21 protein-coding genes and 1 pseudogene are annotated in these 18,176 nt (G+C 63.0%); 12 read left to right on the top strand and 10 right to left on the bottom strand.

Features of this window, described 5'->3' with window-relative positions; translation table 11 throughout:
* Window positions 1-167 precede the first annotated feature (167 nt).
* From IVB13_RS31945 to IVB13_RS31920, 6 genes are all read left to right on the top strand, one after another.
* Window positions 168-1,154, top strand: a complete 987-nt coding sequence (locus IVB13_RS31945) for an ABC transporter ATP-binding protein (protein WP_085396144.1) — start codon at window positions 168-170, stop codon at window positions 1,152-1,154.
* Window positions 1,155-1,196: 42 nt separating this feature from the next.
* A complete protein-coding gene (locus IVB13_RS31940) occupies window positions 1,197-2,486 on the top strand; it encodes a PotD/PotF family extracellular solute-binding protein (protein ID WP_247476132.1) in 1,290 nt (429 codons plus the stop codon).
* A 4-nt stretch (window positions 2,487-2,490) separates the two neighbouring features.
* Complete coding sequence (locus IVB13_RS31935) at window positions 2,491-3,450, top strand: ABC transporter permease (RefSeq protein ID WP_018455339.1); 960 nt, start codon at window positions 2,491-2,493, stop codon at window positions 3,448-3,450.
* A 3-nt stretch (window positions 3,451-3,453) separates the two neighbouring features.
* Window positions 3,454-4,332: an ABC transporter permease gene (locus tag IVB13_RS31930; RefSeq protein ID WP_018455338.1), complete on the top strand. Its 879-nt coding sequence runs from the start codon at window positions 3,454-3,456 to the stop codon at window positions 4,330-4,332.
* 20 nt (window positions 4,333-4,352) lie between these two features.
* Window positions 4,353-5,081, top strand: a complete 729-nt coding sequence (locus tag IVB13_RS31925; RefSeq protein ID WP_247491410.1) for an aspartate/glutamate racemase family protein — start codon at window positions 4,353-4,355, stop codon at window positions 5,079-5,081.
* Between the two features lie 176 nt (window positions 5,082-5,257).
* Window positions 5,258-5,752, top strand: a complete 495-nt coding sequence (locus tag IVB13_RS31920; protein WP_247491260.1) for a hypothetical protein — start codon at window positions 5,258-5,260, stop codon at window positions 5,750-5,752.
* Window positions 5,753-5,931: 179 nt separating this feature from the next.
* Here the strand turns inward: IVB13_RS31920 and IVB13_RS31915 are convergent, their stop codons facing one another.
* Both IVB13_RS31915 and IVB13_RS31910 read right to left on the bottom strand, forming a co-directional pair.
* Window positions 5,932-6,300, bottom strand: coding sequence for a hypothetical protein (locus IVB13_RS31915; RefSeq protein ID WP_247476128.1), 369 nt, complete (start codon window positions 6,298-6,300; stop codon window positions 5,932-5,934).
* Window positions 6,301-6,403: 103 nt separating this feature from the next.
* Window positions 6,404-6,700 (bottom strand): hypothetical protein, encoded by a 297-nt coding sequence (locus tag IVB13_RS31910; protein ID WP_247491258.1) that lies wholly within the window; start codon window positions 6,698-6,700, stop codon window positions 6,404-6,406.
* 142 nt (window positions 6,701-6,842) lie between these two features.
* On the opposite strand from IVB13_RS31910, the gene IVB13_RS31905 reads away from it, so the two are divergent.
* Window positions 6,843-7,007 (top strand): hypothetical protein, encoded by a 165-nt coding sequence (locus IVB13_RS31905; RefSeq protein WP_247371639.1) that lies wholly within the window; start codon window positions 6,843-6,845, stop codon window positions 7,005-7,007.
* 2 nt (window positions 7,008-7,009) lie between these two features.
* Here IVB13_RS31905 and IVB13_RS31900 read toward each other — a convergent pair whose 3' ends face one another.
* Both IVB13_RS31900 and IVB13_RS31895 read right to left on the bottom strand, forming a co-directional pair.
* Entirely contained in the window at window positions 7,010-7,540 is a 531-nt protein-coding gene (locus IVB13_RS31900) for a gamma carbonic anhydrase family protein (protein ID WP_247476126.1), read from the bottom strand.
* Window positions 7,541-7,630: 90 nt separating this feature from the next.
* A complete protein-coding gene (locus tag IVB13_RS31895) occupies window positions 7,631-7,960 on the bottom strand; it encodes a hypothetical protein (RefSeq protein ID WP_007602553.1) in 330 nt (109 codons plus the stop codon).
* Between the two features lie 221 nt (window positions 7,961-8,181).
* Between IVB13_RS31895 and IVB13_RS31890 the strand changes: the two genes are divergently transcribed.
* Window positions 8,182-8,889: a hypothetical protein gene (locus IVB13_RS31890; RefSeq protein WP_247476125.1), complete on the top strand. Its 708-nt coding sequence runs from the start codon at window positions 8,182-8,184 to the stop codon at window positions 8,887-8,889.
* Window positions 8,890-9,152: 263 nt separating this feature from the next.
* On the top strand, window positions 9,153-9,737 hold the full coding sequence (locus IVB13_RS31885) for a DUF1349 domain-containing protein (protein WP_026232925.1): 585 nt from the start codon (window positions 9,153-9,155) through the stop codon (window positions 9,735-9,737).
* Between the two features lie 89 nt (window positions 9,738-9,826).
* Here the strand turns inward: IVB13_RS31885 and IVB13_RS31880 are convergent, their stop codons facing one another.
* A complete protein-coding gene (locus IVB13_RS31880; protein WP_007602550.1) occupies window positions 9,827-10,045 on the bottom strand; it encodes a DUF3126 family protein in 219 nt (72 codons plus the stop codon).
* 151 nt (window positions 10,046-10,196) lie between these two features.
* Window positions 10,197-11,021: a serine O-acetyltransferase gene (cysE, locus tag IVB13_RS31875; RefSeq protein ID WP_007602549.1), complete on the bottom strand. Its 825-nt coding sequence runs from the start codon at window positions 11,019-11,021 to the stop codon at window positions 10,197-10,199.
* Between the two features lie 275 nt (window positions 11,022-11,296).
* Between cysE and IVB13_RS31870 the strand changes: the two genes are divergently transcribed.
* Entirely contained in the window at window positions 11,297-12,655 is a 1,359-nt protein-coding gene (locus IVB13_RS31870; RefSeq protein WP_247491256.1) for a hypothetical protein, read from the top strand.
* 160 nt (window positions 12,656-12,815) lie between these two features.
* On the opposite strand, the pseudogene IVB13_RS31865 reads toward IVB13_RS31870, so the two are convergent.
* Window positions 12,816-13,417: pseudogene (locus IVB13_RS31865) on the bottom strand (hypothetical protein).
* 188 nt (window positions 13,418-13,605) lie between these two features.
* A complete protein-coding gene (locus IVB13_RS31860) occupies window positions 13,606-14,376 on the bottom strand; it encodes an alpha/beta hydrolase (RefSeq protein WP_026232924.1) in 771 nt (256 codons plus the stop codon).
* A 214-nt stretch (window positions 14,377-14,590) separates the two neighbouring features.
* On the opposite strand from IVB13_RS31860, the gene IVB13_RS31855 reads away from it, so the two are divergent.
* The gene (locus IVB13_RS31855) at window positions 14,591-15,553 is read left to right on the top strand and encodes an AraC family transcriptional regulator (protein ID WP_247367960.1); all 963 of its coding nucleotides are present in this window, start codon (window positions 14,591-14,593) and stop codon (window positions 15,551-15,553) included.
* Between the two features lie 146 nt (window positions 15,554-15,699).
* Here the strand turns inward: IVB13_RS31855 and IVB13_RS31850 are convergent, their stop codons facing one another.
* Together IVB13_RS31850 and IVB13_RS31845 are read right to left on the bottom strand one after the other, a co-directional pair.
* On the bottom strand, window positions 15,700-16,455 hold the full coding sequence (locus IVB13_RS31850; protein WP_085396325.1) for an alpha/beta hydrolase: 756 nt from the start codon (window positions 16,453-16,455) through the stop codon (window positions 15,700-15,702).
* Window positions 16,456-16,489: 34 nt separating this feature from the next.
* Window positions 16,490-17,626 carry a hypothetical protein gene (locus IVB13_RS31845; protein ID WP_247491254.1) on the bottom strand — a complete coding sequence of 379 codons (1,137 nt, stop codon included), beginning with the start codon at window positions 17,624-17,626 and terminating at the stop codon, window positions 16,490-16,492.
* 303 nt (window positions 17,627-17,929) lie between these two features.
* On the opposite strand from IVB13_RS31845, the gene IVB13_RS31840 reads away from it, so the two are divergent.
* Window positions 17,930-18,175, top strand: coding sequence for a zinc-finger domain-containing protein (locus IVB13_RS31840; RefSeq protein ID WP_007602543.1), 246 nt, complete (start codon window positions 17,930-17,932; stop codon window positions 18,173-18,175).
* Window position 18,176: the final 1 nt, after the last annotated feature.

Genomic DNA, 18,176 nt, shown 5'->3' with positions numbered 1-18,176 from the left:
GTGCACGCAACTGCGAAGGCAGCGAACCGCCCAAGCCCGTGGGATTCGATCTAACGATCTGACTCCGCTGCACTGTTTTGGAATTCGGCCGGCCGAGAACGATTCAAGCGCGATTGGCATGGACCTTGCGGAGAGAGGCGCAGCATCGCCCTCGCCCCGGACACGCCATGGCCACTCCCGCCGCCCTCGAACTGGTCGCCGTCACCAAGCGCTACGACACGACGCTGGCGGTCGACACCGTCAATCTGAAGATCCCGGCCGGCACTTATTGTTGCCTGCTCGGCCCCTCCGGCTGCGGCAAGACCTCGACCTTGCGCATGATCGCCGGCCACGAGGCCGTCAGCGAAGGCGACATCATCCTGGGTCCGCAGAACGTCACGGATCTCGAACCCGCCAAGCGCGGCACGGCGATGATGTTCCAGTCCTACGCGCTGTTTCCACACCTCACCGTGCTCGACAACGTGGCGTTTGCCCTGAAAATGCGCGGCATCGACCGGGCGACGCGGCACAAGCGCGCCGGCGAGTTGCTCGAGCTGGTGGCGATGACGCCCTATGCGGCCCGCCTCCCCGCACAGCTGTCCGGCGGCCAGCAGCAGCGCGTCGCGCTCGCCCGCGCGCTGATCACGGAGCCGCAGATCCTGTTGCTCGACGAGCCGCTCTCGGCGCTCGATCCGTTCCTGCGGGTGAAGATGCGGGGCGAATTGAAGCGGCTGCAGCGCGAGCTCGGCATCAGCTTCGTTCAGGTCACGCACGGCCAGGAAGAGGCGATGGCGCTGGCCGACCACATCGTGGTGATGAACCAGGGCAGGATCGAACAGCAGGGAAGCGCCCGCGACATTTTCCATCACCCCCGCACCGAATTCGTGGCGCGCTTCATCGGCGGTCACAACGTCCTCAGCGACGCAGGCAAACTCATCGCCGTGCGCGCCGATCAGCTCGGCATCGCGCCGTTCACTGACGGCGCCTTCGGCGCGCCCGCGCTACTGACCCAGACCGAGTACCAAGGCTCCTACATCGCCGTCTCGCTCACGCTCGACGACGGGACCGCCCTGTTTTCCCACCTTCCCGAGGCCGCCTTCGACGTCCACCAGTTCCGGCCGGGCGATCGCGTGCTGGCCATCTGGGATCCCGCCAAGGCGCAACGTCTGCAATAGCGCCGATCAATCACCGGAATGCGCAACAGAGGAGTGAGTGATATGACCGAAACGACCAGGAAGAAGGGCCTTAGCCGCCGCACGCTACTGAAGAGCACCGCGGGTCTCGCCGGACTTGCCGCGGGCTCCGGCGCCATCACCGGCTTTCCCTATGTGATGTCGGCCGAGCCGAAGGTGCTGCGCTATCTCGGCACCGCCGTGAACGAGGGCGACGAGATCTCCAAGCAGTGCCTGAAGGACACCGGCATCAAGATCGAATATATCACCGCGACCACCGACGACGTCACCAAGCGCGTGATGACCCAGCCGAACTCCTTCGACGTGCTGGACACCGAATATTTCGCGCTAAAGAAGATCGTGCCCTCGGGCAACATCCTTGCCCTCGACGGCAGGAAGATCAAGGAATTCGACAACATCACGCCCGTCTTCACCAAGGGCGTCACTCCCGGCGGCAAGAAGATCGGCGGCCAGGGCACCGCACCCTGGAAGGTGCTCTATCTCGAAGGCAAGGACTCCAAGAAGTTCGCGACGTCTGCCACCGAGTTCGTCACGCTGATCCCGACCGTCTACAACGCCGACACGCTCGGCATTCGCCCCGACATCATCAAGCGTCCGATCAGCTCGTGGGCCGAGCTGCTCAATCCCGAGTTCAAGGGCAAGGCCTCGATCCTCAACATCCCCTCGATCGGCATCATGGATGCCGCGATGGTCGTGGAAGCCACCGGCAAGTACAAATATGCCGACAAGGGCAACATGACCAAGGAAGAGATCGATCTCACCATGAAGGTCATGACCGAGGCCAAGAAGGCCGGTCAGTTCCGCGCCTTCTGGAAAGACTTCAATGAGAGCGTCAACCTGATGGCCTCGGGCGAGACGGTCATCCAGTCGATGTGGTCGCCGGCGGTGACGAAGGTCCGCTCGATGGGGATTGCCTGCACCTTCCAGCCGCTCAAGGAAGGCTATCGCTCCTGGGCCTCCGGCTTCTGCGTCTCCAAGGGCGTCTCGGGTGCGAAGCTCGAATGGGCCTACGAGTTCGTCAACTGGTTCCTGTCCGGCTACGCCGGCGCCTATCTCAACCGCCAGGGCTACTACTCGGCCGTGCTCTCCACCGCGAAGGCGCAGATGGAGCCATACGAGTGGGCCTACTGGATGGAAGGCAAGGCGGCCGAGAAGGACATCAAGGCGCCCGACGGCTCGCTGCTCGAGAAGGCTGGCGCCGTGCGCGACGGCGGCTCCTACGAGGACCGCATGGGCGGCGTCGCGTGCTGGAACGCCGTGATGGACGAGAACGACTACATGGTCCGCAAGTGGAACGAGTTCATCGCGGCGTAACCTGATGGACACGTCGGAGGACATTTTGCAACAGGCATCCCCGGACCTGGTCCGGGGATCGGAGACGGCGCGCCGCAGCAAAGCGGCGCGGCTGTCACCCTCCTTCATCTCCTGGCTCCAGGCCGGGCCGATGATGCTGGTGTTCCTCGCCTTCTTCCTGATCCCCCTCGTCTTCGTCGTCATCGTCTCGTTCTGGGACTACAACGAATATCAGTTGCTGCCGGCCTTCTCGGGCCGCGGCTACACCGACACGTTCGAGGGCTGCATCGCGCAGCTCCCCGATCTCTGCACGATCGCCAAGACTTATCTGAAGACGCTGAAGCTTTGTTTCATCGTGTGGGTCATCACACTCTTCATCGGCTTCTGGGTCGCCTACTTCCTCGCCTTTCACGTCAAGTCGAAAACCTGGCAGATGGGACTGTCGCTGCTCTGCACGATCCCGTTCTGGACCTCCAACGTGATCCGCATGATCGCCTGGATTCCGCTGCTCGGGCGCAATGGCCTTGTCAACTCAGGCTTGGTGAAGACGGGGCTGATCAACCATCCCGTTGAATGGCTGCTGTTCTCCGAATTCTCCGTGGTGCTGGCGCTGGTGCACCTCTTCACCTTCTTCATGGTGGTGCCGATCTTCAACTCAATGGTTCGCATCGACAAATCGCTCATCGAGGCCGCCTATGACGCCGGGGCGACCGGTTTCCAGACGCTCGTCAACGTCATCATTCCCCTGGCAAAACCCGGCATCGTGATCGGCTCGATCTTCGTCATCACCATCGTGATGGGCGACTTCATCACCATCGGCGTGATGGGCGGGCAGCAGATCGCGGCCGCCGGCAAGATCATCGAGACGCGGGTGAATGCGCTGCAATTCCCGGCAGCAGCGGCCAATGCCGTGATCCTGCTCGTCATCACGTTCCTGATCATCACCATGATGTCGCGTATCGTCGACATCAAGAAGGAGCTCTAGAGCATGAAGGAAGGACGCCCGCGCTCTTTCTACGTGCTCGCGATCTTCTTCGCGGCCTACACGCTGTTCCTCTACGGCCCGATGATCGCGATCTATGTGCTGTCGTTCCAGGGACCGCAGGGCGGCCTCACCTTCCCGATGAACGGTGTATCGACTTTCTGGATCGCAAAATTGTTCCAGGGCACCGGCATCGTCGATCTCGGCGCCGCCTTTCGCCGTTCGCTGCTGCTTGGCATTATCGTGATGATCGTCACCGTCGTGCTGTCGGTCGCAGCGGGCATGGCGTTTCGCCGCAAGTTCAAGGCGCAAGGCATCCTGTTCTACTCCGCGATCGCGAGCCTCATCGTGCCCTCGATCATCACCTCGCTCGGCATCTCGCTTGAATTCCGCATCATCGACGACCTGATCAAGGCGTATTGGAACGAGAATTTCGAGACTTCGATGGGCCTGCTCACCTCGGGCCTCGGTGCACATCTGACCTGGACGCTGCCGTTCGGCCTGCTCATCATGTTTGCGATCTTCAACCGCTTCGATCCCAGGCTCGAGGAAGCCGCGCGCGATCTCGGTGCGACGCCGTGGCAGGCGTTCCGTCATGTCGTGCTGCCGATCATCCTGCCCTCCGTGATCGGCATTGGATTGTTCGGCTTCACGCTGTCCTGGGACGAACTCGCGCGTTCCAGCCAGGCGATCGGGGCGGTGAACACACTGCCTCTCGATCTCCAGGGCCTCACCACCACCGTGACCAACCCAGACATCTATGCGCTCGGCACCGTAATCTCGGCCGTCTCGTTCACGGTGATCAGCCTTGCGCTCGGCACCATCCACATGCTCAACAAGCGACAGGCGGCCAAAGGCTCGGACGCCGGCAAAGGGCTTGTCTGAGAAGGGGCTTGTCTGATCCGATGCGGCTTCACGTCGTCAATCCCAACACCACTGCGTCCATGACGGTGAAGATCGCCGATGCCGCGCGCGCGGTCGCCCTGCCCGACACCGTGATCGATGCGCGCCAGCCCACGATGGGCCCGGTCTCGATCGAGGGATTTTACGACGAGGCGTTCGCGGTGCCGGGCATGCTCGGCTGCATCCGCGAGGCCGACCGCGACGCGGATGCGCACATCATCGCCTGCTTCGACGACACCGGCCTCGACGCCGCGCGCGCTGCGGCAAGGGCACCAGTGATCGGCATTGGCGAGGCGGGCTTCCATATGGCGAGCCTGATCGCCGCGCGCTTCGCCGTGGTGACGACCCTCGGTGTCTCCATCGTGCCGATCGAACATAATTTGCGGAAATACGGCCTCGCCGATCGCTGCGTCCGCGTCCGCGCTGCCGAAGTGCCGGTGCTCGCGCTCGAGGAGCGCAACACCGATGCGCTCGCAAGAATCTCTGCGGAAATCACGGCCGCGATCCGCGACGATCGCGCAGAGGCCATCGTGCTCGGCTGCGCCGGCATGGCCGATCTCGCCATCGAGCTCGCCGCCACGCACAGCCTGCCCGTGATCGACGGCGTCGCCGCCGCGGTGACCTTGGCAGAATCACTGGTGCGACTGGGACTGAAGACCTCCCGGCTCGGGTCCTACGCGGCGCCGCGCTCGAAGACCTATTCCGGTCCGTTTTCGCCGTTTCAGCCCTGATCTCTGCCTCTGACGGGGGCACGGATGCCCTAAGGCATCCTGATTGTTGGTTTTTTTGCTCTTAGCCTCTTTTTGGTCCCATTCCTTGCCGACACGTAACGTTTTCGGGACGCCCCGGTAACCTCAGGTTGCCGGTCTTCGCCACTCACCAAGTTTCAATTTGGGTTTTGTCAGCGATGATCGATCTCGCAGAGGACACACGGTCCCATCCCCTCCTTCGCCTTGGCGCGCAGCCTATCGCGCTGACCGCCGCCGCGCTCCTGCTCCTGATCGCCGGTGTGACCTCAATCGCGATCTGGCGTGCCTATACCGGCTCAGCCCCTGAGACCGACCGTGTGGTGGCGTCGCGGCAGCTTCAGGCTCGCACCGCCCAGGCCTCCGAGCAGCTGGTCGAGAAGACCAAAGGGCTGGAGGCAACCCAGCAGGAATCGATTGACCAGCTCCAGGTCGTGCAAGACCAGCTCCAGAGTGTGAAGCGCTTGCTCGCATTCCAGCAGGCTGACACCAAGCGTCTGTCCGAGCAGGTCACGACACTCAACGAGTCCATCGACGGCCTGCGGCAATCCTTTGCCAGCGCCCGGGCGAGCGAGGCGGAGACTCCCTCGGTTACCCACAGGAAACCTGCACGGCATCGTGTCCATGCCAGTGCACGCAAGCGCTCGCGCGGCTGAACAGCCGGCGCCGCCACCCTTAAATTTTTGGACTTGTGAACTGGATCACATTCGCCCGTGTGATTCCAAGCGATGCTCGCCGTTACCGGATGGCGTGAGCCGATTTCAATGTCCGGGGCTGGCAAGGTCGTTGACGGTATATTGCGTCAACGGCCTTGTTTTTTGACGGGTACCGCCGCCTATTCGCAGACATCCACGGGGCGGATGCGCCAGCCCGATGGCGTCATGACGCGCTTCCGCACAACGTAGCAGCCGCCATAACCGCCATCATCGTATCCGGTACCATAGTAATATGGATTGCCGTAATACGGTTGGCCGTAGCCGTAATACCCGCCGTAGTAACCTGCGCCGGCGATACCGGCACCGATGGCGACGCCTGGCCAGAAGCCACCGCCATGCCAGTGGCCGCCATGACCCCAGCCGCCACCATGGCCCCAGCCACCGCCGCCATGACCCCAGCCGCCGTGACCGCCCGCTTGTGCCGCCTGCGGCATCGACAGCCCAACCGCCACCACGGCCAGCGCCGTCAACATCATCTTCCGTAACATCACTCGATCCTCTGCGTGGATACCCTCCACGCTCCAAAGCAGGACCAAGCTAATCGGCTTGAGGCGTTCCTGACAGCCTCACTGTCTCACTTCCCCGCGAGCGTCAGCAGCCGCGGCAGATGCTCTTGAGCTTCTTGTCGAGCAGCCGGTTCTCGGCGTTGACGGCGGCGTCGGTGGACCCACCTGCGCCGGTCCCAGTGGTGACGCCCGGTGCATTAGCACCGGACGATTGGGCGGTACCCAGACTGTTGGTGCCTGGCGCGGGAGCCGGAGAATTGGCGACACCTCCGGTCGATCCTGTGGAGCCGGTGGCTTGCGCGAACGATACAGCCGGTATCGCGGCAAGGGCGAAGACCACGATCAAGGTCTTGATCGAAAAGGTTGTGGGCAATCTGGCCATTGAAATTCTCCTTCGCCGGTCAACCGCCGCAGCAATGACCGGTTCCGGAACAAATGCCGTCGCATCAGCTTGAAACCGGGAAGGCGGGCACGAGCACGCGCAAGCTGATCTTCTGCTCCGTAAACAGAAAGGCGCAGTCACGATGAACGATCGCGATGCTTTTGCAGAAGGCGAACGCGCGGCGCGTAAAAACATTCCGGCGGAAGCCAATCCGTACCAGGACGGTAGCGATGAGCATGCCCTATGGTCCGCGGGGCACGAGAAGGTCGCAAGCGCAATAGAAGCGCGCGAGTCCGAAGGAAGCTGAGTTCACCCGATCCGCTTGAGGCCCTTTGTGAAGCGCGGGCCATTGGCGACGTAGAACTTCGCAGCACTTCCCATCTTCTGCACCTGAACATCGTCGAGCGTGCGGATCACCCGCGCCGGCGAGCCGATGATCAGGGACCGTTCGGGGAATTCCTTACCCTCGGTGATAACGGAGCCGGCGCCGACGATGCTGTTGCGGCCGATCCTGGCACCGTTCATCACGATGGAGCCCATGCCGACGAGTGCACCCTCCTCGATGGTGCAGCCGTGCAGGATGACGTTGTGGCCGACCGTACAGTTTCTGCCGATCTGAAGCGGAAAACCGAGATCGGTGTGGCAGGTCGAGCCGTCCTGCACGTTGGCGCCCTCGCCGATCTCGATCCACTCATTGTCGCCGCGCAGCACCGCGCCGAACCAGACGCTCGCGCCCGGCTTCAGGCGCACGCGGCCGATCACGGTAGCGGTCTCCGCGATGAAGTAGTTGCCGTCGGCGGGAAGGTCGGGCGCCTGCCCGTCGAGCTCGTAGATCGCCATGAGGGTCTCCTGTCGCGTCAACCCCAGCCATAGCGAAACGGCGGCCTTGACGCAAAGGGCCGCCGCGCAGGCAGCCCTACAGCGCGCGCATCAGACCAGAACGCCGGCCGCGCGGAGCGTCATCAGGAAGAAGGTGCCGCTCATCATGCTCCAGAAGCCGGCGATGACGGTCGCCATCATCACGAATTCGACGCGGCGGCTCTCCACCTGCCTGCCGCGCAGGGTATTGCGCATGATGATGAAAGGCGCCGCGAACACCAGGAACGGAACCGCCGCGAAGGTCTTCGGCGCCACGCCGTCCTGCAACAGACCGAAGCCGGCCGGCCGCTGTGCGACCGTCTGGTATCCGCTCACGAGCGCTCCCGCGAGCGCGAAACCAATGCCGATCGAGAAGAATGTGTTGAGAGCTTCAGGTGTCATCGGAACGGTCCGCCCTTACGCAACGCCGGAGCCTTCCTGTGACAAAGAGTGCCGGTTAACGCTACATTATCCTTAAGGGAAGGTTAACGCCGCCAGCCGTTCCACGCAGGCCTCTCTCCCTTCCCTGCAGCCGGCGAACGCTCCGCGAAATCGCCACCACGTGGCATATTCGCCGCTGATTCGTCGGCCATCGGCCGACTTCTGGCTCATTCGCGCGGCTCATGACGGTGTTTTCGGCAATTTCCCCTCAATCTCCCCGGGCGCGCACCCGGGTCCACGTCGTCCCGATCGTGCTCGGCGGCACTGCCGCGGTGTGCGCCGTCGCGCTCGTCGCCTATTTGTTGTGGCCGACCTGGGGGCCGAGCGGCGCGAACGCCCCGGACAAGCTGCCGGTGAGCGTCGGCGGCACCCTGTTCAACCTGCCGACCAACGCGATTCGCATGAAGATCCAGCGCCACTCCGGGCCGCAGGAGCGGATCGATCTCGACTTCCTGTACCCTTCGCTGGAGCCGCCGGGCGCGCCGAAGCACGTCACCGCCGAGAGCGTGGATGCAGCGATGCAGCCGATCGACCGCATCTTCCTGTCGATCGCCGCGCATCGCGATGCGCTCTCGCCCGAGCAGCGCACCGCCACGATTTATCCACGCTATCTCGACCAGGCCGCGGCAATGCCTCAGGACGGGCTGACGATGCGGATATTCCGCGCTGACACGCCTTACGGCAGCGAGGATCTCTATTCTGCCGCAAGTCCCGCGCTGACCGCGCGCTGCACGCGCGATGGAGCGACGCCCGGCATGTGCCTCGCCGAACGCCGCGTCGGCGGCGCCGACCTCACCTTCCGCTTTCCGCGCAGCTGGCTATCGCAGTGGCGCGATACGGCGGAAGCGATGGAGAAGCTGACGGCGCAGCTGCGCGGCCCGAAGGGCTGAACGCGACCGCGCGACCTGCGCCTCCCAAACAAAAACTGCGAAAACAACCCCATGCACAGTAGCCAAGCTCCTGTAATGCTTCGTATTTTTCGAAGTCAGCTTCGCGCGTATGGTGTCAGGATGGGGCGGCGGCGAAGCTGTTGCTCGTCCTTGCGAGCGAAGCGAAGCAATCTCGGCTACATTGCCTTTTCATCTCAATGCACGATGCCGTGCTCGTCCGACTCACGGACCGAACCGGCAGGCATCCGCGACAGAGGTTAGTCATGATTCTCCGCAGAAGTGACGGTGTGTGGCTAAATGAACCGCAGCGATGGGCGGCAGAGGGTGATGACCTGCGGATCCTCACGGACAAGGCCACGGATTTCTGGCGCGAAACCCATTACGGCTTCAATCGCGATAGCGGACATTTCCTGGGCTTTCCGACAGGCGAAGCATTCACCGCAGATTTGCGTGTTCAGGGCGATTTCCGGGCGCTCTATGATCAGGCGGGGATCATGGTGCGCCTCGACGCGCATCATTGGGTCAAAGCCGGAATCGAATTGTCAGATGGCCGCGCTATGCTCGCGAGCGTGCTGACAAACGGGCAATCAGACTGGGCGACAGCACCCTATGAGCATAATGCCAGCGACTTCTGGGTCCGCGCGACCATCGCCAACGGTGTCCTTCGTCTGCAGGTTTCGGCCGACGGCAAATCCTGGCCCCTCATGCGGCTGGCGGCGTTTCCTAAAGCAAACTCCTACCTTGTGGGACCGATGGCCTGCACACCCGAACGGGCGGGGCTAGAAGTCGTATTCTCGACGTTTCGTCTGACACCTCCCCTCGGAAAAGACCTGCACGACCTGAGCTGAACATCACCCTTGCAGAAATATGTTCTTGCAAGAAAGCAAAGGCATGGAGCCGCGCCCGCGCGGCCCCGTTGAGCGAGACGATCGCCGAACTATTCCTGGTCGACGAGGTCGTCCTCGAGGATCGCCATCTGGAATTGGAACGAGCGATCATCGTCCTCGTCGTCGACGAAGAGCACACCGATGAATTCCTCGCCGATATAGACCTCGGCGGAATCATCCTTCTTTGGCCGCGGCACGACGCGGATCTTGGGATTGCCGAATACGCGCTTCAAATACGCGTCGAGCTTCCTAACTTCCTTGACGTCCACGGCAAGTCTCCAATCGAAATCTGGGTTGGCGCGGGTTTTAGGACGAGACGCGACCAACCGCCAGCATGAATTGCCAAAGAATTTTTGGGACGAAAGGGGCGGAAAATCCGCCCCTTCCGACAAGCTCGAAGGCCCGCCTCAGAGGCCCATCTCAGAGTCCCATGGCGTTGATCATCTGATCCATGGTGCGCGACGGCTCGGCACAGCCGGCTTCGCCGACGACCTTGGCAGGCACGCCTGCGACCGTCACGTTGTGCGGCACCGGTTTGACCACGACCGAGCCCGCCGCGATGCGCGCGCAATGACCAATCTCGATGTTGCCGAGGATCTTCGCGCCGGCGCCGATCAGGACGCCGTGGCGGATTTTCGGATGGCGGTCCTCGTTCTCCTTGCCGGTGCCGCCGAGCGTAACGCCATGCAGGATCGAGACGTCGTCCTCGATCAGCGCAGTCTCACCGCAGACGAAGCCGGTGGCGTGGTCGAGGAAGATGCCGCGGCCGATGCGCGCGGCGGGATTGATGTCGGTCTGGAATACCGCAGACGCCCGGCTCTGCAGATAATACGCAAAATCCTTGCGGCCCTTCAGATAGAGCCAATGCGCGAGGCGGTGGGTCTGGATGGCGTGAAAGCCCTTGAAATAGAGCAAGGGATCGATGAAGCGCGAGGTCGCGGGGTCGCGATCGTAGACGGCGACGAGATCGGCGCGGAAGGCGTTGCCGAGATCGGGATCGTCGCGCAGCGCCTCGTCATAGGTCTGGCGCACGAGATCGCCCGACAGCGCGGAATGATCGAGCCGGTCGGCGACTCGATGGATCACCGCATCTTCCAGGCGGCTGTGATGCAGCACCGTCGAATAGATGAAGGTCGCAAGCTCCGGCTCGCGATGGACGATGTCCTCCGCTTCGCCGCGGATCCGATCCCAGATCGGATCAAGCGTTGCAAGCTTTCCTCCCGGATTGACCTGATGCACTGCCATGAGATCTGCTCTTTCGAATTGGCTCGTTTCACTGGTTCTATAACACAGTCTAGGCGACAAAGTCCTGACGGGCTTGCCTGAGAGTGAACAGTGCGTTGTCCGGCGGGGGCATGCCAACGCGTTGAATCACAACAGTTTCTTCCGACACCCCGGGCCGCAAGGTCGGCTCAAAATGGTCAGGGTTTCGCCAAATTCAAGCCGGGCGGCGTCAAACTATTGGTGAATTCCGCCTCAACCGTTATTGCGGGCATGGTCCGAGTGAGGACGGAGCGGATTTGACCATCACCACCGATCATGTGCGCGCGGGCGCCGCGGGCTCACTCTGGCTGCGGCTCGCCGCCATCGCCTTGCCGCTCCTGTTGATCGCGCCGGCATTCTGGAACGGCTATCCGCTGTTGCAATGGGATACCGGAGGCTATCTGGCGCGCTGGTACGAGGGCTATCTCGTCCCGAGCCGCTCCACCGTGTTCGGCATCTATCTGCACTATGGCGAAAGTTCAGGGTTCTGGATCAACCTCGCGGTCCAGTCGCTGGCCACGCTGTGGCTGTTGCAGCTCACCTTGCGCGTGCTCTCGATGATGCAGACGTTCCGTTTCGTCGTGATCAGCCTGCTCCTGATCCTGTCGACTGCGCTGCCCTGGCTTGCGAGCATGCTGCTCACCGACATTTTTGCAGGCCTGTCGGTGCTGTCGCTATTCCTGCTGGTCATCGGTGGGCAGCGGACCTCGGCGCTCGAAAAGATCTCGCTGTTCGTTTTCACCGCCTTTGCCGCCGCGACCCACAGCGCCACGCTCGGCATGCTGCTCGGGCTCTGCCTCGCCGGCTGGATGGCGCGGCCGTTGCTGGGGCGCCGACTTCCGATCGCCGGATTGGTCCAAGCGAGCCTCACCATCGTCGCCGGCGGCCTGATGCTGGTGTCGGCGAACCATGCCTTGTCGGGCAAATGGACGTGGACGCCCGGCGGCACCGGCGTCGCCTTCGGCCGCATGATGCAGGACGGCATCGTTGCGCGTTATCTCAATGACCATTGCCCACGCGAAAAACTCAAGCTCTGCCCCTATCGCGACCAATTGCCGGCGAGCGCCGACGAATTCCTGTGGGGCAAGAGCATGTTCAACACGCTCGGCCGCTTCGAAGGCATGAACGACGAGATGGGCAGCATCGTCGTGGGTTCGCTCGCCGACTATCCTGTCTGGCAGGCCGGCGCGGCGTTGCGGGCGCTGGGACGGCAATTGCTCCATGTGGCGACCGGCGAAGGCACCAATGGCTGGATCCCGCACACCCGCGGCATCATCGAACGTTATGTCCCCTCGCAGGCCGCGCCGATGCGCGCCGCGCGCCAGCAGAATTGGGGACTGGATTTCGACACCATCAACTGGCTGCACGTTCCCGTCGCGCTGGCCTCGATGCTGGCGCTGGTCGCGCTGCTGGCGCATGCCCTCGCGAACCGCCGGCTCGACGACCTGACCTTGCTGGCGGCGACCATCACGCTGGCGCTGCTCGGCAATGCCTTCATCTGCGGCGTGATCTCCGGCCCGCACGACCGCTACGGCGCGCGGATGGTGTGGGTTGCGACCTTCACCGTGCTGATGGCGCTGGCGCGCCGCCTTGGGGAAGACAGTAAAGCGCGGTGAGATTGGGGTGAAGCGCCATCGTGCCTGGTTTCGTCCGAGCAGCGATCGCGTTTATCCAGTAAGACCAGCGCATCGTTCGTTCTCAAGGGTGTTTGGAGCCCTTCATCGCCCCCGCAAATCGGCACACGCGGCGGGGCGGTGGCATGAGCACGACCAGCCGTTAGTCAGCCGGCTGCGTGAAAACGGACCCAAGTGCGAGACGGTCAGTGCCGTACAACAACTGAGGCGTTCCGCGGCTAGCTCTTTGTGCCGGTGCCGCCGGCACCGGAAGAATGATTTCGGAAGCGACCCTCCAGTCCTTCCCGACGCGAAGCCAGTTGCTGATCATGAGAAACGGCCTGGCTGTTCCATCTTGCCCCGCATAAGAGACGGTGATGGTCATCGGCACATAGGACTCGGCGACGTCGCGCGTCAGGCCGACAACCCTGAGCTTCGAAAAATCTGGCTCGAGTACGACCGGACCGGGCTACCGATATCATGCAGCTATTGATCAATCGCCGCGTTACCCCAAAAGCCGGCCCAGTTTCCCTCGGACGGGATCGCGCTCTTGGCCACCAAAAGGGCCGAGGGCGATTGCCAGAACATCCGATACAGAGCCTTGAAATCATGCTTGTTTGCCAATTCCATCAGCCTGCCGAACTTCGATTTGATTGCGCTGAGCGTCGCAGCATTCAGCGGCTCTCTGCTGACGGCGGGAGCAGACGCGGCAGACACGGTGGTAAGAGCCACAGCAGTGAGGGTGACAAGAAGTGCCTTATACATGCAGGAATGTCCGTTCCAATGCGTCGCTCACATCATGACAACACTTGTTGCGTTTCCGCGATTGGAGGTGTTCACGTCCGTGAGCTGAAGTGTCGTCAGGACGTTTCAGCACTCTACGGATGCCTGGCTTAAAATGGTCGAGCGGGAGCGCGCGGGCTCCCGGCGCCACAGCGCCGGGAGCGGCACCGTCACCTCGTGAGGGCGGCTTTTTCGATCACCTCAGCGACCTGCTTCGCATGGACGACGAGCGAGGCATGGCTGCCGGTGACTTCCGTCGTCTGGGCGTGGATCCTGGCCGCGAACGACTTCTGGGCCTCGGGCGCGAGGACTTTGTCCTTCGTGCTGATGACGTAGAACGTCGGCTTGTCATGCCAGGCCGCAACGTCGACCGGGGCTTCGAATGCAACGTGGTTCAGCGGAAGCTGCGAGTTGGCCAGGTGCGCGGCGATCTCCGGAGGAAGGTCAGCCGCGACGGCTGACGGAAACACCTTTGGATCGATGTACAGATTGCCCTTCGCATCGGGGTGGATCGCCTTGCCGCCTTCGGTCGGCGGACCGGCCTTTGCCAGCGACGCCAGGGATTCACCGACCTCCGGCGCAAAGGCGGACACATAAACCAGCGCCGAAACCTTGGGATCGTTGCCGGCTTGCGTGATCACCACGCCGCCCCATGAGTGGCCGACCAGAACGGTCCTGCCGGCTTGCTTCGCGAGCGCCTGTTTGGTCGCATCGACGTCGGCGGCGAGCGAAGTGAGTGGATTTTCGACGAGCGTGACGTTGTAGCCTTTCTTGGTGAGAATATCGGCAACCGGCTGCCAGCTCGTCTGGTCTACGAAGGCGCCGTGCACGAGCACGACGTTGTGCGCTGCCCCCTTGGGCAGTTCGGCGGAATGTACGGCTCCGACCAACGTCGTTCCGGCCAGGAGGACGGTGGCGGCTGAGAGGAGAATAGTTCGCATTGTTTGTTCCTGTTGGCATGTCGGACGAAAGTAGTCCGGGGGAATGGACAGGCGTTTCCAGCAAGGTCGCGGTTCTTCCATCTGCCGTTGGCGAAATGGTTGCCGCACGTCCCGTCGGCCCGCCGTGGCATGACGTATTCCGTGGACCTCTCGGACGATAGGGACCAATCGTCCGTGTCTTGTGTCCGATCGTCCGCGGTTCTAGTCTCGGGGGATGGATATACTCACCCAGGTGCTCGATCGGGTTCGTCTCGGCGGGACGCTGCTCTTTCACTTCGAGCTCGGCCATCCCTGGCATCTTGAGTTGCCGGCGCGCCCCTACGCCCTGTTTCACTATCTCAGCCAAGGTTCAGCGACCCTCGCGCTCGAACAGGGAGAGGAAATCCAGATCACCGGGGGCGATTTTGTCGTCATCACACGTGGCGAGCCCCATGTGTTTTATTCGGATCGCCGGGCCGAGCCTTTGCGCATCGTGGATATCGAACGGTCGTCGCCACGCCTCGGATTCGTTCGTCACGGCAGCCGTGCAAAGCCGCTCTCGACCATGCTCTGCGGCAATTTCACGGTGTCGCGGCCGACGTTTGGCAGCGTGCTGGAGTTGCTTCCACCCGTGCTCTTGCTGAAGCCGACGTCCGACCGTGGTTGGCTTGAAGCCATCCTGCGCCGCATGATGAGCGAGTCCGCGCTCGAGCGTCCTGGCCAAGGCGTCGCGCTTTCACGACTGACGGAAGTGCTCTTCGTCGAGGTGCTGCGAAGCTGGATCGCGTCTCTCAGTCCCGGGCAAGGCGGCTGGATCGGGGCCATTTCTGACCCCCATATCGGACCGGCGCTGAAGCTGATTCACGAAAGTCCGGAGCAGCTTTGGACGCTGAGCGACCTAGGCCGTCGCGTCGGGCTCGGCCGCTCGGCATTTTCGGCGCGCTTCACTAGGCTCGTGGGCCAGCCCATGCAACGTTATGTGATCGAACGCCGGATGGCGGAGGCGGCGTTCCTGCTGGAAACCAGCGACGAACCGATCGCACGGATTGCCAACCGGATCGGTTACGAGACTGCAGCGGCGTTTTCGAAGTTGTTTCACCGGCACATTGGTCAGTCGCCCGGCCGTTACCGGGCTGCGCGACGCGCCGACGGAGGCCGTGCGCAGTTGGACGGATCGGAATTGCAAGTATCCGATTGACCTCGATAAAGCTGTGGCTTCGAGCTGAGTCTCATATGCGCCCTTAGCGAACCCCGATCCCTAGGTACAGGAATGGACGGTTGCCGAAGGGAGTGGATGGCCCACTGTAACGAGACATTTCAGGATAGCTGAAACCGCCTCATCGCTCAGGCGCGGCGTGAGAGGAAATCGAGCACGCCAGTCTTGTAGACCTTGTCGCCGACTGCGCGCATGTGATCGCGACCGGGAATATCGAGCACTTCCGAACCCGGGATGATGGCACCGAGTGCGCTGGCTGAACCCGCGACGTCGTCGGTGCTGCCGACCGCGATCAGCACGGGCACGTCGATGCGCGCGGCTTCGTCCTTCGTCATGAGATCGCGCGTGCCGCGCAGGCAGGCGGCCAGCGCCTTGCGGTCGGAACGGGTCTGGTCTGCAAAAGCACGAAAAGTGCGTCCGACGGGATCGGAGACGTCGTCGAGCGAGGGCGCTTCCAGCGCCTTCGCGACGTTCTCCCCGGGCCCGGTGCCCTCGATCAGGCCGCCGATGCCGATGCCGCCGAGGATTGCCGAACGCAGGCGCTGCGGCTCGTTGAGGGAGAGCCAGGCCGTCATCCGTCCGCCCATCGAATAGCCCATGAGATCGGCCTGCGGGATGGCGAGGTGATCCATCAGCGCGAGCACGTCGCCGGCCATGGTCGGGATGGAGTACTGCGCGGGCTCGTAGAGCTTTGCGCTTTCGCCATGGCCGCGATTGTCGAGCGCAATGACACGGCGGCCGTTCTTGCGCAGCTCCGAGACCCAGGTCGGATAGACCCAGTTCACGTTCTTGCTGGAGGCAAAGCCGTGCACCAGGATGATCGGATCGCCCTCGCCTTCGTCGAGATAGGCAATTTCAACGGCGCCGTTGTGAAAGCTCGGCATCATCAGTTCCGCAATCTTGAGGGGAAGAGGTATCTTAGGCCGTGATGGCAGGGCTTGCCAGAACGGCTTCGGCGGCGATCCGCGCCCGGCGAAGTCGCCGCGCCCGTCTGCGATCGCACCAGGCCTGGGTCAGGCGCTCCGTCGTCGCCTTGATCGAGGACAACAGGCCGAGCAGCGTCAACGCCGCACCGAACAGCCAGAGTGCAAGATTGAACGCCCCGCCGATCAGCAGCAGCGCGCCGCGGCCGAGCAGCTTCAGAATCGCGCGCGTCTTGCCGCCCTGCGCTTCCGCGAGCCGCGCCGCGCGTGCGACGTCCTTGGGACCTTCAGCGATGCGCAAGCTATCCATCGCGCCGCGCGTGCCGGTCTTCTCGACCACGCGCGTAACATCCTTGCCGAGCCGAACCAGCGCGCCGGCCTTCTCGGCGCGGAACGCGGCCTTGATCGCGCTCAAGGTCTGGCCCGGCCGCAGCACCGAGCCGGAGGCAACCGCGTTCTGGAGCATCGGCGTATCGACGACCTCGCGCGCGGACCGGCCGGCCCATGCCGCTAGTCCCTCGCCGAGCCGGCCGACCTTGCGCGCGTCCTTCACCAGCGTCAGCCCGGCGCGAACCGGCGCGGCACCGCCGACGGAGACGTAGGTCACGGCCGTGACCGCGAGACCCGCGGCCGCAAGGCCCAGCACCAGGCGATCGGTCTCCTCGCCCATGGCGAGGTGCTTGCCCTCGCGGACGACGTCCCTGATGTCGCCGATGACGAAGAGATCGCCGGCCACGGTTCCCGACAAGCTCGCAACATCATCCGCGTTGCCGGTAACGAGACCGGTGGCAAACCGTTTTGCGAAATGCGAGGTGGAGTTTTCGGCTTTGACCGCGTCACCGACACGGCTCGGGAGGTCGTCAGGCAGCGCGATGTTGCGGTCGCGCGCCAGTGCGACAAAACTGTCGGCAAGATCGGCATCGCCCGATGCGAGCGCGACCTCGATGTTGTCTTGAATCAGGCGGTCGTTGTGCCGCAGCAGCGCGTCGAGCTTGATCTCTGAGAGCGCGGCGGGATCGTCCTGGGCGGCCAGAATCGCCCCGGCCTCGCGGGCGTGCGGTGCTACCTGCGCGAGCATGAAGCCGCATGCCGCGATACCGGTCAACGCTGTGCTGATTCGCAACCACTTCATGCGGAGAGCCTGGACGGTCCTGAGATCGTTGACGCCTAACGGTTGTCTTTCGTCGCAATTACGCTCGTCCACAGACATAGTATGCCAAAATTGCGACACAACGTCCCCGACGAAAGAAGGGCTTCTCTCAGGCCGCAAGATTGTGTCGAATTTGCATGAGCAAATGAGCATGGGGCATTGCGGAGCTTTCGGTTCCGCTGGACTAGCAATCATCTCCACCCACCAGTATGGTCCGCGGCGCCTTAATAATGCCGCGGCAGTCGTGATTGTGTCTGCCGCCATTGCCACTCCAGGATGAGTACGATGTCCGACCATGTCGTCCCGCACTTCCACAACGATGCCGGTGTCCCCGTCATCGAGATCGGCTCGCAAGAGTTCATGTGCGTGGGCGCCAACCCTCCGTTCGATCATCCGCACGTCTTCCTCGACCTCGGCAACGACAACGAGATCATCTGCCCGTACTGCTCGACTCTGTACCGTTTCGCCGCCGACCTGAAGGCGGGCGAAGCCCGTCCGCCGGAATGCGTCCTGAAGGACAAGGTGGCCTGAC

Origin of the sequence: Bradyrhizobium sp. 17 (assembly GCF_023073515.1) — a bacterium.
In the GTDB taxonomy this organism is placed as follows: Bacteria; Pseudomonadota; Alphaproteobacteria; order Rhizobiales; family Xanthobacteraceae; genus Bradyrhizobium; species Bradyrhizobium canariense_D.
This window is presented reverse-complemented; position numbering and strand designations above follow the sequence as displayed.

Excerpts from the sequence above, each read along its gene's own strand:
- IVB13_RS31945 (WP_085396144.1), top strand. The coding sequence starts at position 168 with ATGGCCACTCCCGCCGCCCTCGAACTGGTCGCCGTCACCAAGCGCTAC.
- IVB13_RS31845 (WP_247491254.1), bottom strand. The coding sequence starts at position 17,626 with ATGAAGTGGTTGCGAATCAGCACAGCGTTGACCGGTATCGCGGCATGC.
- IVB13_RS31940 (WP_247476132.1), top strand. The coding sequence starts at position 1,197 with ATGACCGAAACGACCAGGAAGAAGGGCCTTAGCCGCCGCACGCTACTG.
- IVB13_RS31905 (WP_247371639.1), top strand. The coding sequence starts at position 6,843 with ATGAACGATCGCGATGCTTTTGCAGAAGGCGAACGCGCGGCGCGTAAA.
- cysE (WP_007602549.1), bottom strand. The coding sequence starts at position 11,021 with ATGGCAGTGCATCAGGTCAATCCGGGAGGAAAGCTTGCAACGCTTGAT.
- IVB13_RS31925 (WP_247491410.1), top strand. The coding sequence starts at position 4,353 with ATGCGGCTTCACGTCGTCAATCCCAACACCACTGCGTCCATGACGGTG.
- IVB13_RS31930 (WP_018455338.1), top strand. The coding sequence starts at position 3,454 with ATGAAGGAAGGACGCCCGCGCTCTTTCTACGTGCTCGCGATCTTCTTC.
- IVB13_RS31850 (WP_085396325.1), bottom strand. The coding sequence starts at position 16,455 with ATGCCGAGCTTTCACAACGGCGCCGTTGAAATTGCCTATCTCGACGAA.
- IVB13_RS31890 (WP_247476125.1), top strand. The coding sequence starts at position 8,182 with ATGACGGTGTTTTCGGCAATTTCCCCTCAATCTCCCCGGGCGCGCACC.
- IVB13_RS31935 (WP_018455339.1), top strand. The coding sequence starts at position 2,491 with ATGGACACGTCGGAGGACATTTTGCAACAGGCATCCCCGGACCTGGTC.
- IVB13_RS31885 (WP_026232925.1), top strand. The coding sequence starts at position 9,153 with ATGATTCTCCGCAGAAGTGACGGTGTGTGGCTAAATGAACCGCAGCGA.
- IVB13_RS31860 (WP_026232924.1), bottom strand. The coding sequence starts at position 14,376 with ATGCGAACTATTCTCCTCTCAGCCGCCACCGTCCTCCTGGCCGGAACG.
- IVB13_RS31840 (WP_007602543.1), top strand. The coding sequence starts at position 17,930 with ATGTCCGACCATGTCGTCCCGCACTTCCACAACGATGCCGGTGTCCCC.
- IVB13_RS31915 (WP_247476128.1), bottom strand. The coding sequence starts at position 6,300 with ATGTTACGGAAGATGATGTTGACGGCGCTGGCCGTGGTGGCGGTTGGG.
- IVB13_RS31900 (WP_247476126.1), bottom strand. The coding sequence starts at position 7,540 with ATGGCGATCTACGAGCTCGACGGGCAGGCGCCCGACCTTCCCGCCGAC.
- IVB13_RS31855 (WP_247367960.1), top strand. The coding sequence starts at position 14,591 with ATGGATATACTCACCCAGGTGCTCGATCGGGTTCGTCTCGGCGGGACG.
- IVB13_RS31895 (WP_007602553.1), bottom strand. The coding sequence starts at position 7,960 with ATGACACCTGAAGCTCTCAACACATTCTTCTCGATCGGCATTGGTTTC.
- IVB13_RS31920 (WP_247491260.1), top strand. The coding sequence starts at position 5,258 with ATGATCGATCTCGCAGAGGACACACGGTCCCATCCCCTCCTTCGCCTT.
- IVB13_RS31910 (WP_247491258.1), bottom strand. The coding sequence starts at position 6,700 with ATGGCCAGATTGCCCACAACCTTTTCGATCAAGACCTTGATCGTGGTC.